General features: G+C 47.6%; 12 protein-coding genes. All 12 read right to left on the reverse strand.

Annotated features, from left to right (window positions below):
• Positions 1 to 12 precede the first annotated feature (12 nt).
• The gene (locus MKY28_RS24955; protein WP_105602244.1) at positions 13 to 990 is read right to left on the reverse strand and encodes an ABC transporter permease; all 978 of its coding nucleotides are present in this window, start codon (positions 988 to 990) and stop codon (positions 13 to 15) included.
• 314 nt (positions 991 to 1304) lie between these two features.
• A complete protein-coding gene (locus tag MKY28_RS24960) occupies positions 1305 to 2717 on the reverse strand; it encodes an alpha-L-fucosidase (RefSeq protein ID WP_340937320.1) in 1413 nt (470 codons plus the stop codon).
• Positions 2718 to 3731: 1014 nt separating this feature from the next.
• Positions 3732 to 4790, reverse strand: coding sequence for a Gfo/Idh/MocA family protein (locus MKY28_RS24965; RefSeq protein ID WP_340937321.1), 1059 nt, complete (start codon positions 4788 to 4790; stop codon positions 3732 to 3734).
• Positions 4791 to 5043: 253 nt separating this feature from the next.
• Complete coding sequence (locus tag MKY28_RS24970) at positions 5044 to 5910, reverse strand: sugar phosphate isomerase/epimerase family protein (protein ID WP_340937322.1); 867 nt, start codon at positions 5908 to 5910, stop codon at positions 5044 to 5046.
• 105 nt (positions 5911 to 6015) lie between these two features.
• Positions 6016 to 7797 carry a glycoside hydrolase family 35 protein gene (locus MKY28_RS24975; RefSeq protein ID WP_340937324.1) on the reverse strand — a complete coding sequence of 594 codons (1782 nt, stop codon included), beginning with the start codon at positions 7795 to 7797 and terminating at the stop codon, positions 6016 to 6018.
• Between the two features lies 1 nt (position 7798).
• Complete coding sequence (locus MKY28_RS24980) at positions 7799 to 9259, reverse strand: alpha-L-fucosidase (protein ID WP_340937325.1); 1461 nt, start codon at positions 9257 to 9259, stop codon at positions 7799 to 7801.
• Between the two features lie 30 nt (positions 9260 to 9289).
• Positions 9290 to 10054 (reverse strand): copper homeostasis protein CutC, encoded by a 765-nt coding sequence (locus tag MKY28_RS24985; protein ID WP_340937326.1) that lies wholly within the window; start codon positions 10052 to 10054, stop codon positions 9290 to 9292.
• A gap of 450 nt (positions 10055 to 10504) precedes the next feature.
• Positions 10505 to 10696, reverse strand: coding sequence for a hypothetical protein (locus tag MKY28_RS24990; protein ID WP_017691199.1), 192 nt, complete (start codon positions 10694 to 10696; stop codon positions 10505 to 10507).
• A 189-nt stretch (positions 10697 to 10885) separates the two neighbouring features.
• A complete protein-coding gene (locus tag MKY28_RS24995; RefSeq protein ID WP_036616315.1) occupies positions 10886 to 13669 on the reverse strand; it encodes a glycoside hydrolase family 3 C-terminal domain-containing protein in 2784 nt (927 codons plus the stop codon).
• Positions 13670 to 14126: 457 nt separating this feature from the next.
• Positions 14127 to 15215: a low temperature requirement protein A gene (locus tag MKY28_RS25000; RefSeq protein ID WP_340937327.1), complete on the reverse strand. Its 1089-nt coding sequence runs from the start codon at positions 15213 to 15215 to the stop codon at positions 14127 to 14129.
• A 192-nt stretch (positions 15216 to 15407) separates the two neighbouring features.
• Positions 15408 to 16364: a ring-cleaving dioxygenase gene (locus tag MKY28_RS25005; RefSeq protein WP_340937328.1), complete on the reverse strand. Its 957-nt coding sequence runs from the start codon at positions 16362 to 16364 to the stop codon at positions 15408 to 15410.
• Between the two features lie 86 nt (positions 16365 to 16450).
• A complete protein-coding gene (locus tag MKY28_RS25010; protein WP_340937329.1) occupies positions 16451 to 16681 on the reverse strand; it encodes a DUF896 domain-containing protein in 231 nt (76 codons plus the stop codon).
• Positions 16682 to 16844: the final 163 nt, after the last annotated feature.

A 16844-nucleotide genomic window follows, 5' to 3' on the forward strand; every position in this document is an offset into this window, starting at 1 on the left:
TAAACTCCTCCTTTACCACAAGCTGTTCTGGGATACTTTGCGCGATATGCCGTTGACGATAACCAGCAGGATCAGGTTGATAATGGAGTTGAAGAACCCTACTGCCGAGGAGAAGCTGAAATTCGCCCCGATCAGACCCACCTTGTACACATACGTGGAGATGACCTCCGAAGCGCTTGTGTTGAGTGGATTCTGCATCAGGTATATTTTCTCGAAGCCCACGCCCATAATGCTGCCCAGACTCAGAATCAGCATGATAACGGTGACTGGAACGAGTGTTGGAAGGTCGATGTGCCAGATTTTCCGAAGCCTTGATGCGCCGTCCATCTTTGCTGCTTCATAGAGAGATGGATCAACACCAGCAAGGGCGGCAATGTATATAATCGATGAATATCCCATGCCCTGCCAGACACCTGACCAGACATATATCGATTTGAAGTATTCTGGAATACCCATGAAGTTGGTCATCGGGAAGCCGAGCAGTGTGAACAGCTTGTCTACCACGCCCACATGCGGGGAGAGCATCAGAATGATAATGGATACCATGACAACCGTGGAGATAAAATGCGGAGCGTAGGTAACCATCTGGACGGTCTTCTTAAAGTAACCCGTTCGAATCTCATTCAGCGCCAGGGCCAGCAGGATCGGAATGGGGAAACCCGCAATTAAGGAATAGAAGCTGATACCTATCGTATTCTTGATCAGTAGCCAGAAGTTTGGAGATTGGAAGAAGGCTTCAAAGTGTTTGAATCCGACCCACGGGCTTCCCCAGATTCCTTTGACTACACTGAAGTCCTTGAAGGCGATCTGGACACCCACCATAGGAATGTACTTGAAGATCAACAGGTACAACACCGGGGGCAGCACGAGCAGGTATAGCTCCCAGTGCTTCTTGAGGCTTTTGATGAATGGATGCTGCCGCTTGGGCTCCACATGTTTCCTCTGCTGGAGTTCCATCTTGGCGGGTATGCTTTCCGTAGCTCGACTCATTTGCGTCACTCCTTCTACACCTCAAGTGTAATAATACATTACATTTACATCACTTAAACATCCTTTTTTCTGTTCATAGTTCCTTGTTTAACAAATACGATGTAAATATTCATATCAGGTAGCGCTTTCTTGATTTGATAGTACCTCGCCCGATAAACTTTTATCAATTTGCAATTTTCTCCGACTTCTCTTTATTCTAAAAACCCTTATGTGGCAAGCGATTTCGGGCCATTTCTATTGGCAATTATGTCCCTTATGTATGAATATAAAAATCCCGGAGGCTGTTATATCTCCCCCGGAATTGACATGGCATTCTATGCGCTTGTGATCAATCTGAACGTATGTGTGATCGGCGCTTCACTCGTTGCAGCGGATTGTGGCAAATTCACAAGAAGTCCGTCTTCCGTCTGCTGATACGAAAGTACGTCATCGCTACCGATGAGTTCGATCCGCTCTACCTTTTCCAGATAAGGAATGATTAACTGTGGTTGTACGGTCTCATTCTCATTTCGGTATATACGGAAGGCATATACGGTGTTGATCTCTTCTTTCTGCGTGAAAGCCCAATCCTTCGTAAAATAAGGCCCGCATATCCGGGTTCCATAAACACCTTCTCCGTGAGTACTCAGCCATTCACCGAGGCCCTTGATGCCTCGAATTGCCCCTTTTGGCAGACGGCCATCCGGTTGCGGTCCTACATTCAGTGCCAGGTTACCACCTTTGGATACGACTTCGAGTAGAATATGTGCCAGCTGTCTCCCCGTTTTATACTGATCATCGAATCCAAAAGCAAAGGAGTTGCCCACGGTAATACAACTTTCCCATGGAATGTTCATCGGATGTTCCGGTATGGTCTGCTCGGGGGTAACGATATTCTCATACGGCCCACCCACGGTGCGATCTGCGGACAGGAGCCAAGGCTGGGTGGTCTGACGCGCCCGTTCCACGACTTCACCAAGCCTGATATCCTGACCGTGGCGACCTTCGCGCACCCAGCCGGCATCCAGCCACAGACATTCGATCCGTCCGTAATTCGTCAGCAGCTCCATGATCTGCTCATGTGTGAACTCCACGAATTTCTCCCACAGCCATGGATATTTATGAGGATCATACGAGGGCCCGCGCCACATATGACGTCCACGTTCCATGCCCGGTGCCCAGTAATACGGGGTATGCCAGTCCGCTTTGGAGAAGTACGCTGATATGCCAAGTCCTTTGGCCCGGAAAGCGTCAAATAGCGCTCGACAGATGTCCGCATACTTATGGGTGTGAAAAGGCGTGTCTTTACCCGTAATCCGGTAATCCGTCGTCTTGGTATCCCACATGCAGAAACCGTCATGGTGCTTGGTGGTAAACAGGAAGTATTTGAACCCGTTATCTGCCGCCATCTGTGCCCATTCCTCGGGCTGGAAGCGAATCGGATTGAAGGTTTTGTTCAGATCGAAGTATTCCCGTTTGAAATCTTCCATGTCATCCGTCCAATCGATGTCATCGCGCGACCAATCGCCATCCTCGTCGCTCAGCGCCCAGGATTCCACGAGACCAAGCTGGGAATACGGCCCCCAGTGCATCATCAGCCCCAGCTTCTGATCCTTGAACCACTCCAGCCGCTCATTCAGCAACGGGTCCTCCGGTTTGATCCATTCTTCCTCTTTGCTAAAATTGTGTACGCCGGCTTCGACAATCTGCTCTTCCTGCTCCAGTACGGTTTCTTTGGTTTCGCTCATCCTGTTTCATCTCCTTTGGATTAGATAAAAGATAAACCATGCATGTTACGCCTGGTCACTCCGAGTGCAGTACCATCTTCCGATCGCTGTTACCCCCGGATTTCTCTTATTTCACTGTATAATTGTTGGAAATCCGGTGATAAAGGCGAGCGCTTCGCTTCTTCAGATTGGTTCTACACTCTCCGTTTTGGCGTAAACGCTAGTTTAACTATTAAGGGGCTTAGTAACTTTGTTATTTCGAGTGCGGTGCCATCTTCAATTACTATGAACCCCTTATTCCCCTCATTTCTATAGGGAAATCCAAGGGCAGAGAGAGTGTGCTTCGTTGTTTCGAATTGGTTTTGTGTTCTCCGTTTTGGCATAAACGGTTCGCTTAACCTATAAAGGGTGTAGTCTGTCCGTCGTTGCGATTGCGGTGCCCTCTCCAATTACTATGGACCCCTTATTTCCCCTGTTTCTATAGGGAATACAAGATCAGAGAGAGTGCGATTCGTTGTTTTGGATTGGTTTTGTGTTCTCCGTTTTGGCATAAACGGTAAGTCTTCTATAGGGTCTGTCTTCAACTTCAGTTCAGGGAAGATATACGATGATGGATGTCAGTGCGTTTATAACGTCTCGAAATCCAAGCGGCTGATCCTGCTGAATGGGTTGAAAATTTTCTAAGGAACTCAGGGCGTCTTATTTAGCCTTTTGGTCCTCTTTTTAAATTGTAAGGAACATCAGACACGTTATTTCCCGAAATTAGCTGATAAAAACGCTGTAAACTGCTGCTTATTCTGATATAGCGTGTGTCAGGTTCTTAGATTTCTGCTAGCGCTTCGAATCCTTGAATAAGACGCCTCAGATTCGTTAGCACTCGCTCCATGCTCTGCTCCAACCTCAAGCCGAGAGGACGAATCCATACCTGCTCGGAGCGGAGCTTTCCATTGAAAAGGAGCGAATTGCTCATAACGTTCAATGAAACGGGAGTAGTAAAGTATCAACGTAGCGTAACAACGCCATACAATCCTAGCTTTACAGCGTGATTTCGCGGCCTTGGCGTGCTGATTCGTAGATGGCGCAGAGCATTTTCATCACTTCGACGCCGTCTTCGACGGGGCTAAGTGTTTCTTTGCGGCCCTGCGTGCTGTCGATAAAATGGTTGATTTCGTTGCGGAATGAGCCCATAAAGTCGAATGATTTGAAATCTACCTGTGGAGTCATGTTCAAAATGGTGTTGAATTTCTCGCCAATGATCGAAATTTCCGGCTCCAGCTCGGCACCGCCTTTGTCGCCATATAGTTTGACCGAAGTCTCATCCGCTTTGGCATGGAGCGTGAAGCTGACATCCACGAGTAGGCTCGCACCGTTCTCGAAACGAATCAGGGCATTTGCCATATCCTCAACGGTGTTCTGTTCCGCATCATAGTCCGCTGCTTTGTAGAACGACAGATTGTTAATGTTCGAGCGGTTCCCCAATCGGTTGGACACGTTAGCGGAGACGGATTTCACCTTCGGTCTGCCCATCAGATACCAGCAAATGTCGATTACATGCACCCCGATATCGATCAGCGGACCACCTCCGGAACGATTGATATCCGAGAACCAGCCACCCGGATTGCCCAGACGACGAAGACTGGAGGCTTTGGCATAATAGATCTCGCCCAGCTCACCCTCGTCGATAAACTTCTTCAGAATCTGTGCATTGTCGCTATAGCGGCGAACAAAACCGACTTGAAGCAGCTTTCCACTGCGATGAACCGCCTTCTCTACCTCAAGGGCATCCTCCACCGTTTGACAGAGTGGTTTCTCACACAGCACGTTTTTTCCCGCGTCCAGGGCAGCAATACTAATCTCAGCATGGGAGTCGTTCCATGTACAGATGCTGACGGAATGGATCTCGGGCAGTTCGAGCAGTTCCTTATAATCGGTAAACACATGAGGTGCATTATATTGCTTCGCGACTTCTGCGGCACGTTCTGCATTCAGGTCACAGATGGCATATATTTCAACGTCCGGGTTACTGGCGTAGGCTTGCAAATGGCAATCGGATATTGATCCGGCACCGATGACGGCGACTTTCAATTTGGACATAGTGCTGATTCCTCCATCGTTTTCATATGAATTGACTCAAGAAATTATAATATTCGGCTTAACGTAACGACGGTGAATGCTTGGACTTTCGGCCGCTGTTGTCTGCAAATTTCTTTTATTGACCGCTCTAGCGGTTGAAATCCGCAGACAAAGGCGGTCGCTAACGCTCCTACAGTTCCAAGCTTCCCCTCTGTTACTCACGCCTTCTTTAGAATTTGATTCAATTTTATTCATTTAAAACAAGTACTCAGCCCTATGACTCTTCCCATAGGCGGCGGACGTTATCCATGGCAATGCGTGAGGCGGTTTTGCAATCTTCCATGCCTTCAAATTCAACCGAGATATATCCGTCATACCCGGATTTTTTCAACACACGGAACACCTCAGGCATGTCGATATCGCCATGGCCCATAATGGCACCGCGCAGGTAATTGCCATGCGAGGTTTGGAACCAGCCTTCACCGGGGTTCCGGTAGGAAGGTCTCCAGTAGAAGTCTTTGGCGTGCACGATCGACGCATACGGAATGTTATTTTTTACGGCACTCACCGGATCTTCATCCACACAGAGGAAATTGCCGACATCCAGTGTGGTCTTAAAGTTACTCCGCGCCGTTTCGTGTAACAAACGCTGAATTCGCTCACTCGACTGCACATAGTACCCATGGTTCTCGACGCTTGTTGTGATTCCAAAACCTGCTGCATAATCGGCTATCCGCTGACAGGCTTTCACCAGTACCGGTAGGTCGATCTCGAACTGTGTTACAGTTCCTTCTGATGCGGGGCGGAAAGCCACGTCATGACGCATCAGTTTTACACCCAATGCAGCAGCCACATCCACATGTCGCATCACATTCTGGATCTCTTGCTCCAACGCTTCGGCGTCTTCCTGCACAGCAAAGTTAGCGCCGATGGCATAATTGGAAATATCGATTCCTACCTCTTTTGCCACAGCTTTAATCTCATCAATCAACTCCGGATTATCGATCAGACTGAATCCCATTGGAACAATCTCCACATGTTCTCCACCCTGATCAGCAATCCAGCGAATGGCATCCGGCACGTTTAATTCTTTGCGATCCAGTGCTTGTTGCAGACTGTAGGTGCTGAGTCCAACTTTCATTTCCCCTCATCCTCTCCTGTAGTCGATGTCCATACCCAACGTATACCTTTTTCCGGCGGACACGACAATTCTCAATAATCGTTTGGCTCTACTATTTTCCTTTTCCTAGCCCAAATCTGGTGTATCCACGAACGTTACGGCCAGTTCAGACGTCTGATGTAGTTCGAATACAATGATTTCATTCTCACCTTCGTGAAGGAGCGGAGCAGGTACATACAATGTTTTTTGCGGTCCTTTATTCCAGTAGCGCCCCAGATTGAATCCGTTTACAAATACAACTCCCTTGGTCCATTTATCCAGACGCAGAAAAGTATCTCTTACATCCGTGATATTAAACTCTCCTCGATAAAATGCTGGTCCCTGTACTTCATTAATTGTTTCATTAATTGCTTCGCTAATCACATCGCTGAATTGCAAATCCGACAAATCAGTTAATGGCAGACAATGAATCGTCCAATCATATAAAAATTGAAAACCATGTCGCACTCCCTCCGTAATGCCCTTCGGATCTCTCAGGTACGGACCATAGTTGATTCGCCCCATATTTTCAACAAGGATCAATAGATCTACGCCCTCTGGCGGCACTTCAAAGGATACCGATAATGCTGGATTTCCGCGTTCCAATACACCCTGAAATTGCCTATCAACAAACACAAGCGCACGGTCACGAACCTCCTGAACCACCAGTTCCTGTCGCTCCCTTGGCCCGGATATTCGGGTTTGATAACAAACAAAGCCATAATCCTGAACCAGCTTCTCCATCGGTTCCGGATTCGTACGTTGCACCGGGGCTGATATCCGGTCCAACTGCGCCAGTAATGGCGCCTGCTGGTTCAACTCCACTCGCCCATAGGCGATAGTCCCCTTCAATTTTGGTAGCACAAGCTCACCCAGATCTTCGCCGCTATACTGAGCAATAAGGTCCCTCACCGCATGGAACTTCGCTGTCGGCTCCCCCGATTCACTGAGCAGTGAATCGTAGTCGTAACTTGTAATCGTTGGTTCGTATTGATCCTTCTGCTGACAGTTCGCCCCGTTATAAAATCCAAAATTCGTTCCACCGTGGAACATATAAAAGTTAACCGAAGCTCCTGCTCGAAGCATCTCCTCAAACACACCAGCCACATCTGCGGCTTCTCGGGTATGATGTGACTCTCCCCAGTGATCGAACCAGCCGTTCCAATACTCCATGCACATTAAAGGTTCGTCCGCCTGATATTCACGCAGCTTGGCGAACGCTCCTTCCGTTCCTGATCCAAAATTGACCGTAGCCAGATGCCCCGGCACTGATCCCGCCTGCAGCATGTGGTCTGTCGGTCCGTCCGAGGTAAATAACAAAACATCCATACCGCGCTCCACCATGCCATCACGTAAATACTGTAGGTAACTCGCGTCATTACCGAAGCTGCCGTACTCATTCTCAATCTGCATTGCGATGATCGGCCCGCCATGGGTGCTCAGGAGGGGTTTCAATTTGGGCAAAAGCACATCATAATACCGATCCACATTCGCCAGAAATTTTGCATCATTACACCGCAGACGAATCTCATCATCGGCAAGCAGCCAGGCAGGTAATCCGCCAAACTCCCACTCGGCACATATATAAGGACTTGGGCGAACAATCACATGCAGACCCACATCTCCCGCAATGCGAATAAAACGTTCCAGATCAGCCATGCCTTCAAAACAATACCGACCCGGCTGCGGCTCATGGACATTCCACGGCACATACGTTTCCACCGTATTGAAACCGCAGGCTTTCAACTTGAGTAACCGATCCTCCCAATATTCGGGGACCACTCTGAAATAATGGATAGCACCCGACAAAATCCGAATGGGCTTGCCATCATACATAAATTGTGAACCTTTATACGTTAGCACGGCCATATTACAACCCTCCCCGCTCGCTCAGATATATGCCTAACCCGGACAACGTAGGGCACCATCTGGATTCATGAATGCTTAAACGCATCTTTCTCGATGTAACCTGTGGGAAACAGCAAATTCGCTTATACCCCACCACCGTCCCCTTGTAAAACTCTTCCCAACCACCATCTGCCCTCTGCGACTCCAGCGTAAAACGCTCAATCCGTTGGCCTGTCTGGATATGTTCCATCAGCACCACCCGGTCAAACGATCGTTCCCCCTGCAAATCCAGCTCGATCCAAGCCTGCTCCGTTCCTTCGTGAGGACACCAATACGTATCCCGTCGTTCCGTGAGCACTTCCGATACGGCATGTTGTTCATCCATCGTCTCCGATGCTTTTACCAGCGCCTGCAAGGCGAAATTTTCCTGAAAAATGGTGCGCAGCGAATCTCCCAATTCCTGTAGTCGCTCGACATCCGTTTCGTGAATGAGACCACGCGTATCCGGTGGCAGATTGAGTAAAAAGGTAGCGTTGCCCCCCACTGCGCCGTAATAGACGGCGAGCAGTTCTTCCAGTGTTTTGACCTGATCATCTTCACTGGCATGATAGAACCATCCTGGGCGAATTGAGGTATTCACCTCGGCAGGGTACCAGATCAGTTGGTCACCTTGGGAACGAATGACCTCTCGGCTTCCCAAATCACTGTCCTGTGTATTGACTCTTGTTGCGAACTCACCATCATCCACCTGTTGCGATTGCTCCTGAATCTTCTCATTATCCTGCATATGCGCTGGCACAACGCTCCATTCCGATTCCCGTGTATGCCCCGCCTCATTGCCGCACCAGCGAACATCCGGGCCACATACTGAGATGACAGCCTCAGGCTGAAGTTCACGAATAAGCGCATAATAGGCGTCCCAGTCATAGACCTGCCTTTTGCCATTCGGACCCTCACCACATGCACCATCGAACCATACACAGAAGATGTCGCCATAATTCGTGAGTAGCTCGCGCAACTGATGGAGGAAAAACTCGTTATACCTCTCGGAATCTCCATAAGTGGCTTCATGCCGATCCCAAGGAGACAGGTACACGCCAAACTTCAATCCACCCTCACGGCAGGCATCGGCGACTTCCCGAACCAAATCCCCCGTACCGTTCCTCCACGGACTAGCCGCGACCGTATGCGCTGTAAACTGACTTGGCCACAAACAAAATCCATCATGATGCTTACATGTCAAAATCAGCCCCTTCATCCCCGCAGCCTTGCACGCCTGCACCCATTGCGCTGCGCTCAGTTCAGAAGGATTGAAAATCGACGGGTCTTCCTCCCCAGTGCCCCATTCCTGATCCGTAAATGTATTTACCGTAAAATGAATAAACGCGTAGAACTCCATCTCCTGCCATCTCAGTTGGCGTTCGGATGGGCTGACCTGTGCTGCGGACTTAATCCATTCGGCTGGTTGCAGTTCATAATTCATGGCGTATCACTCCTTTTATTTAGCGCATCCCTAAATCATTGGACCACCCTTGCTTGGACCGCTACTCAGTGCACTACTGTCCATGAATGGCTGTGATGCAAGCACTAACTGCTGCTTGGCTTCTTCAACCAAATGTGGATCAATGGGATAATTAAAGCTGCCTTCGTACCTTACGCCTGATCCCATATGGATTTCCGTGATACCCGTCTGACTCACTAGCGTTTGAATTCCCTCTATGGTGACCCCCGACCCTGCCATGACAGCGATGTTCAAGGTTCGTCCCAATTGCTGAAGCTGTTTCAGTTCCAGTATGGCTTCAGGCGCTGCCTGTTTCCCTCCCGATGTAAGCACACGCTCCACGTTGCCCAATCTGTTAATGGCCTTGAGCGCCTCAGTCAGGCTTGTGCTCACATCAATTGCCCGATGAAACGTAACGCCCAAACCCTGTGCTTCGGCCATACATGATTGCAAGGATATGAGGTCGACTTCACCAGCTCCTGTAAGAGCCCCGATCACGATGCCAGCGGCTCCAAGTTCCCTCGCCACGCAGACATCCCGGGTCATGGCGTGGATGTCATCTGCGCTATAGCGGAACGAGCGGCTATGGGGACGGATCATGACATACACCGGAATGGATACCTGGGACACCACATGCTCCATGACGCCATAACTGGGAGTAAGCCCTCCTTCAGACATCGCAGACACCAGCTCAATCCGATCGGCTCCTCCCTCCTCAGCTGCCTTGGCATCTTCCACATCCACAGCAATGACTTCCAATACAGGCTGTCTCTTCATAAGGATCGCTCCCTTCACTTCATCGTTGAATATTCTAGAACCGTTAACCCGTATCGATACACATCTCTCGAACTGCACACAGCCTGATCCATGACATAAAGGACCGACTGAACGCTTCATCAGCGCTCCTGCGGTCCTTCTTCATCATTATTTGACGACGGTCAGCTTCCAGATTGCAATCTGCAAAGGCTGGCCGTCCTGAACGATATATGGTTTGTCGGTAATGATCTTCATGATTGGATTCTCCTTTGGGGACCGGAATGGGCTAGCAAATAGAGAGTGCAATGGACATCATATACTTTGTTTAATGATTTTGTTATTTTTGTTATTTATAATGTTATTATCAATTAGCAATAGTCTAAAACGTTAGGATCAGAACGTCAATACAAAAAAAGACACCCAGAGGGTGTCTTCGTGTCTTGGATAACCTTCTGGTTATCCGAGCTTTTTCTATTTTCTACGCCGAGCCTTCGTCATTCGATTAAACATAATCAGTGCAGCAATAATCATGGCTATCATGGCAATATTACTCGCCACTTCTTGTGATAATCCGAAAAGAACTCCCAGGTTAGTCACCAGGCCTCTCACAATCAGCGCCACCACAACCAGCAGGATTGGACTCAAAAAATTATAATTTCTCATTCCTCGCAACACCCCTGACCCCATTGTTCAGAACTACGAATCTCATAACACTATCATAACAGTAGCTATTCTGTGTTACAACAAAGGACACCCGCGTACAGTGTCCTTTGTCATATACCAACGTATTCTGCTTTGGATGACAGAACAACCTTTCGATTGCTCTTATCACCTGATATTTCCGATTATCTTCTACACCTGTTTGAATTCGATCCAGTCAATCTGGAGACCTGGTTTGGTGAAGTCCAGTTTCAATTCATACAGTCCTGCTTCAAGATCTACTTTGACAAGTTTCTGTCTGATCCATTTGCCTTCTGTACCATTCGTTTGGATGGTGGTCACCAACTGATCATTCAGGAGCAGGTTACATGCACTTTGAGCCAGTTCCGGCTCAGGGGACATGATCTGTACGATAATCCGGTAATGGCCTGCCTTGTCCACTTTCATGTAGACCGGTTCAGCTACCGCAGGTTTCACCTGTGCGTTCTCAACCAGATCCTGAGCTTGTGCAGCAGACAGAGATGCATTCGCTTGGAATGAAGCGACGTTCTCCACGATCTCGTGTTTTCTGCCGGACACCGGTGCATTCATGATGAACTTGCAGATGTTAATCGCCGAGCGTTGCAGCTCTCCGCGAGTCAATGTTCCATTTTCCAAGGATTCAATTGTATTATCGTCCCAGCCATTAATCTCTGCGCCGTAGTTCGGTACAACCATGTAGAGATCATTCTGCGCACGAATCATCCAGTTGGTGTATTTGCGATCAGCTTCTCCACCTTCGGTCACATCGTTCATAATCGCCCACCAGTCGGTCATGACGATTCCCTCGAAATTCCATTCGCCACGCAAAATCGTGGTGTTCAGGTCGTAGTTGGATGCCGCCCAGTGTCCGTTAACCGGGTTGTAGGAGGTCATGATGGAGTTTGCTCCGCCTTCTTTTACAGCGATTTCGAACCCTTTCAGGTAAATTTCACGCAGTGCACGTTCGGAGACAACAGCATCTACTTTACTGCGGTGTTTCTCCTGATTGTTGCAGGCAAAGTGTTTCAGTGTGGCATTGGAACCACCCTTCATGATACCTTTCGTACATGCTGCGGCAAATACACCCGAGATCAGCGGATCTTCGGAGAAGTACTCAAAGTTCCGGCCATTGAGCGGGCTCCGGCGGATATTGAGTCCAGGTCCGAGCAGGGTATCCACCTGATTTCTCAGCAATTCCTGTCCTTCCATCACATACAACTCTTCAACAAGATCCTTGTTCCATGTCGCCGCAAGCAACGTACCAATGGATACCTGTGTTGCCTTTTCGCCACTATCCATACGAATACCGGACGGGCCATCTGCCGTACATGCTACCGGAATACCGTAGTTAAACAGGCTGTCGCTGACACCACCAAATGCAGATGCCGTCCCCGAAGTAACGAGCGGACTGCTCATGCCTTCACCACGGACAATCGCTGCCAGATCCTGATCACTCAGTTGAGCGATGAAGGTTTCCAGACTCACTTTGCCAGCCTTAACATCACTCAGCTTGTGGCCCTGGTTACCCGTCTGCTCCAGCGTTTGCGGGAGATTCTGCTCAATCCGGTTCGCCATGGATATCTTACGTTTCGGTACTTCTGCATAAGTCAGTTCATAAGATCCATCTTCCTTGCGTGAACCTGGTTTCATCCGTGTAAAATCTTCAGTTGGGGCCATCGCTTCTTGCAGTTGCTCCACCAATTGAAGAGATTCAATACTATAGCCATCCTGGCCATCAATGCTGATATGCTGCACTTGTTTCACACTGGTTCCTACATGCAGTCGGTATGTGCCTTCTTCCAATACGTACGCGGAAGCAAGACCTGTAACGCCTGCATCATCGTAAGATGCCATGGCATGGATCGGGAAGCTGATCGTCAGAAGTTCTGACTCGCCCGGCTGCAACAATCCTGTTTTACCAAAAGCCACCAAAGCCTTCACCGGTTGTCCCAGTTTGCCTTGTGGTGCCTCATAATAAACTTGCACAACCTCTTTGCCCGCATATGTTGTACCTGAGTTGGTCACATTTACACGAACTTCAATGTAGGTTTCGCCGTCTTTGGACACGGATTTTGCTTCCTCGTGTTGGGCCAAAAACGTCGTATAAGACAGGCCGTAACCGAATTCAAACTGAACGCGCTCAGGTCGAAACGTTTCGAAATAACGATAACCTACATAGATATCTTCCTGATACAGGTTCTTGAACTCATTGCCGTAGTTGCTGGTCGAAGGGTAATCTTCGATGGAATATGCAATCGTATCTGTCAGTTTACCGCTTGGCGTAACGTCCCCCGCCAGCACATCAGCAATCGCATTACCACCCTCCATACCGCCATGCCAGGAGTAAATTACGCCTTGGATCGGATGTAGATACGTTTCGTTTAACCAACTCATGTCGATGATATTTGAGACATTCAACACAACAATTGTGTGTTCAAATTGCGAAGTAACTTGCTTCAACATCGCTTTCTCATCTTCTGTCAGTTGGTAACTTCCTGGCGCATCTGCATTATCCTGGTCTTCTCCTGCTGTACGTCCAATCACAATAATGGCTTTGCTGGATTTGCTTCTAGCCTGTGCAACCAGTTCATCCGTCAAAGGCATTTCTTTTTGATTCCATGGCTCGGCCGCCCATACTTTTCCGCCATCATCAAATGGATTTTCCTCGATCCACTTCTCATAGACAGCTGCCAGCTCTTCATTGACCGTTATATTCTTCTTGCTGCGCAGACCATCCAATAGATTCGTTGTGTACGCCACATGAACACTACCGCCTGAACCCGTACCGCTCCGATAATAATTGACTTGAATCCGTCCAAAAACTGAAACGTTTTCGTTTTCACGAAGTGGAAGCACTTGGCCTTCATTTCTGAGTAAAACGGCGCCTTCAGCGGCAACCGTACGACTAAATTCTGCAAACCCTTCCAATGGAACTCCGATTTGATGTGTGCTCAATGATTTCCCTCCTGATTGTCATCCCCATATCTACGAATCGCTATGTATAAAATGAACTATATAAATTGAACTAAAGAATATTTACACTGGACACTCCGATGACAGAATAACCTTCCGATCGCTGTTATCCCCAGATTTTATGAATCCCCCTTATATGGGGAAAATCCGGGGATAAAGGCGAACGCTTTCGCTTCTTCAGGTTTTTTCTGTCCTCTCCGTTTCGTGTAAATGTTTAGTTCAATTTATATAACAAAACGTACACTCATTTTATATAAAAGATATTCTATGATCTGGTAGATTCACTTGTACATAGTCTCATATTAACAGATTCTATCGAAGAAATTAAATTAGATTTGTGCTTTATTTATATTATTAAAAAATGTCCAGGATTAGCGGCATAATAAAAAGCCACGGACACCTGTTGTCCGTGACTTTTCTTGATTTTATATTACTCATATTAAGTCGTAAGTTTCGCATACACCAGGAAGAATAACATGTCTTCGCCCATGATCACATAAGCAGGAACCCGGTAGACCAGATCCACAAAGACAAATGCTACCAGTAACCCCACCATGACTGCCAGATGACGTGGCCGGAGTCGTAGATGTGCGTGTCTGTAACGATGGAACACAAGTGATGTCGACAAGAAATACAGTAACGCTGATCCAAATACAAACCCCAGCATGAACACATAGTTTAACTGATTCTGATATAACAGCTGAATTGAGGCAGCGATCATACTCATAGAGATGTAGATGAACAGATGGCCGTATATGATCGCTTGCCCGGCAGTCTGAATCTCTTTGCTGACTTTTTTCTCCACGTTGTCGAAGTATTGCCACCATATCGCAATGACAAAGATGGACGTAAAGGCGGCAAACAGAATCGATTTCATATCCCAATGATCGGCTTGCAGCACAGCGATAATGCTTACCACCGATTCACCCAGCAGGATAAGTGTAAAGAGCGCGAAACGTTCCAACAAATGATGGGTCTGAACCGGTACTTTCGCCAGATTTTTGCGTCCAATCAACGGAAGTACGATGTCAACGGCAATCCCCGCATACAAAATCACGTAACGCAGCCAGGAATCGAAGAACAATGAACCTGATGAGATCAATATGCCAATGAGGAAACAGATACCCAAATAACGGGCCGCTCGCTGCTGATGCTCGCCTTTTGACTTGTGAGCCGTCAGATACTGAATCGCCGTAAATGCCCGCGAGCCGATATATCCTATGAAGAAGGACAAGTAGTATTGGTCAAAATGGGTAGAAAGACTCGCCGTCATGACCATAACGGACAGAAGCTGAAGGATGAGGAATATTCGATGGATCAGGATGTCTTGACCATAACGGTTAATAAACAAGGTCTGACCGACCCATGCCCACCAAACAGGGATAAAAATAAGCACAAACTTCATTAAATATTCAAACGTAATTACTCCATGTTCGGCATGTAACAAGACATGACCCGCTTTGGCGACCGCTGCTACAAAGAGCAGATCGTAAAACAGCTCCAGCCAGGTAACCTTTTTCTCCATCATCCTTCGTTGCTCCTTTGGTTTTTCATTTACACATACACTTCGATGACGAGTAACCCTTCAATCGCTGTTATCCCCGGATTTTCCCTTTTCCCAAGGGAAAATCCGGGGATAGCGTATACTTCCGATGTAGCTTTCTTTCAGAAAGCTTTTAGGCGAACGCTTCGCTTTTTCAGGTTTTTTCTAGAACTCTTATTAGTTCGCAGCTGTAGCAGGTACGAGCGTTCTTACCACAATCGGTTGCAGATTGTCCTCAATTTGAGGGCGGTATTTCTCAAACCATTCAGGCAGCATCAATTTTTGTCCAAGCAAATCAGCAGGTTCATCTTTGGCAAAGCCCGGAGGATCTGTAGCAATTTCAAACAGAATGCCGCCAGCTTCTCTGAAGTAGATTGCGTTAAAGTACTGACGATCCCGCACTGGAGTCGGTTGGTACCCGTAATCACGTACAGCTTCGCTCCACTGTGCATGCTCCTCATCATCTTTGGCGCGCCATGCAATATGGTGCACGGTTCCTGCGCCGCCCATACCCAGAGCCATACGGGTCACTGGAACATCTACGACATTACCGATATCCCCGCTGGACCGGAAACGGGCATACTCTTCATTTTCACTCACTCTGACAAATCCCAAAATTTTCTCAAGAGCATCCATCGTTCTTTGCGGGTTAACACTGAACAGGACAGCACCGCCGAAGCCTTTGATTGCTTTATCTGTTGGAATGCCTTCGTGTGCCCAAGTGCTGGTTGCTCCCTCTTCCCGTTCAACAAGCTCAAGCCGCAGGCCTTCGCCATCTTCGAATTGAAGCAGGTCTTCATTGAAGCGACTTGTTTTGGTTACCTCAATGTTATACTGTTCCAGCCGATTCTGCCAGAAGCCAATCGACCCAGGAGGAATGACATAGGAAGTGATGCCGACCTGACCTCCGCCAATTTTGCCCCGTGGTGATCCAGCAGATGGGAAGAAGGTAATGATGGTGCCTGGGCTTCCGTGTTCATCGCCAAAATACAGATGATATACATCAGGTGCATCGAAGTTGATTGTTTTTTTCACCAGACGAAGTCCCAGAACTCCGGCATAAAAATCAACGTTGGCCTGTGGATCTCCTGCGAAAGCTGTAATATGGTGAATACCTGCTGTTTGAATAGTCATGATTAATTCCTCCTTGGTTTGGTAAGTGATTTATAGTAAGTTTGTATTATCTTTAAATTAAGATATATGATCTAGCGAATTGTATTCTAGTCGTTATTTTGATTGGCCTGTTTTTGTTTCAATTTATCAGGAGTCACGTCATCGCCGTTTGGATCATAGATGGTTGCATTCAGCAGAATGTCGTTGACCGAACCGCGAAAAGTTTGCAGATATTCCTGGCGAAGACGAACCTGTTCCTCTTTCTCCATCTCCGTCAATCCGCCCTCTTTGGCTTTTCTTGAAAGTTCATTTATTCTGGTCAATGTTGGGATAATCATCTTGATCTCTCCTTGTGTAATGGATTAAAGATATTTGTTTAGGTTGTTATTTATATTTAAATTAAATATCTTAAGTTAAAGATAAATGATTTGTGAGCGGTTGTCAACTCTTTTATCAAAATTAAAAAGGGCTAGCTCCGCAGTAATTTCACTTACTACGAAC

The sequence above is a fragment of the Paenibacillus sp. FSL R5-0473 genome (assembly GCF_038004565.1).
GTDB classification, from domain to species: domain Bacteria; phylum Bacillota; class Bacilli; order Paenibacillales; family Paenibacillaceae; genus Paenibacillus; species Paenibacillus amylolyticus.

Coding starts and splice junctions, on each gene's coding strand:
- MKY28_RS25010 (WP_340937329.1), bottom strand. CDS start 16,681: ATGATTATCCCAACATTGACCAGAATAAATGAACTTTCAAGAAAAGCC.
- MKY28_RS25000 (WP_340937327.1), bottom strand. CDS start 15,215: ATGATGGAGAAAAAGGTTACCTGGCTGGAGCTGTTTTACGATCTGCTC.
- MKY28_RS24990 (WP_017691199.1), bottom strand. CDS start 10,696: ATGAGAAATTATAATTTTTTGAGTCCAATCCTGCTGGTTGTGGTGGCG.
- MKY28_RS24985 (WP_340937326.1), bottom strand. CDS start 10,054: ATGAAGAGACAGCCTGTATTGGAAGTCATTGCTGTGGATGTGGAAGAT.
- MKY28_RS24965 (WP_340937321.1), bottom strand. CDS start 4,790: ATGTCCAAATTGAAAGTCGCCGTCATCGGTGCCGGATCAATATCCGAT.
- MKY28_RS24955 (WP_105602244.1), bottom strand. CDS start 990: ATGAGTCGAGCTACGGAAAGCATACCCGCCAAGATGGAACTCCAGCAG.
- MKY28_RS25005 (WP_340937328.1), bottom strand. CDS start 16,364: ATGACTATTCAAACAGCAGGTATTCACCATATTACAGCTTTCGCAGGA.
- MKY28_RS24980 (WP_340937325.1), bottom strand. CDS start 9,259: ATGAATTATGAACTGCAACCAGCCGAATGGATTAAGTCCGCAGCACAG.
- MKY28_RS24975 (WP_340937324.1), bottom strand. CDS start 7,797: ATGGCCGTGCTAACGTATAAAGGTTCACAATTTATGTATGATGGCAAG.
- MKY28_RS24970 (WP_340937322.1), bottom strand. CDS start 5,910: ATGAAAGTTGGACTCAGCACCTACAGTCTGCAACAAGCACTGGATCGC.
- MKY28_RS24960 (WP_340937320.1), bottom strand. CDS start 2,717: ATGAGCGAAACCAAAGAAACCGTACTGGAGCAGGAAGAGCAGATTGTC.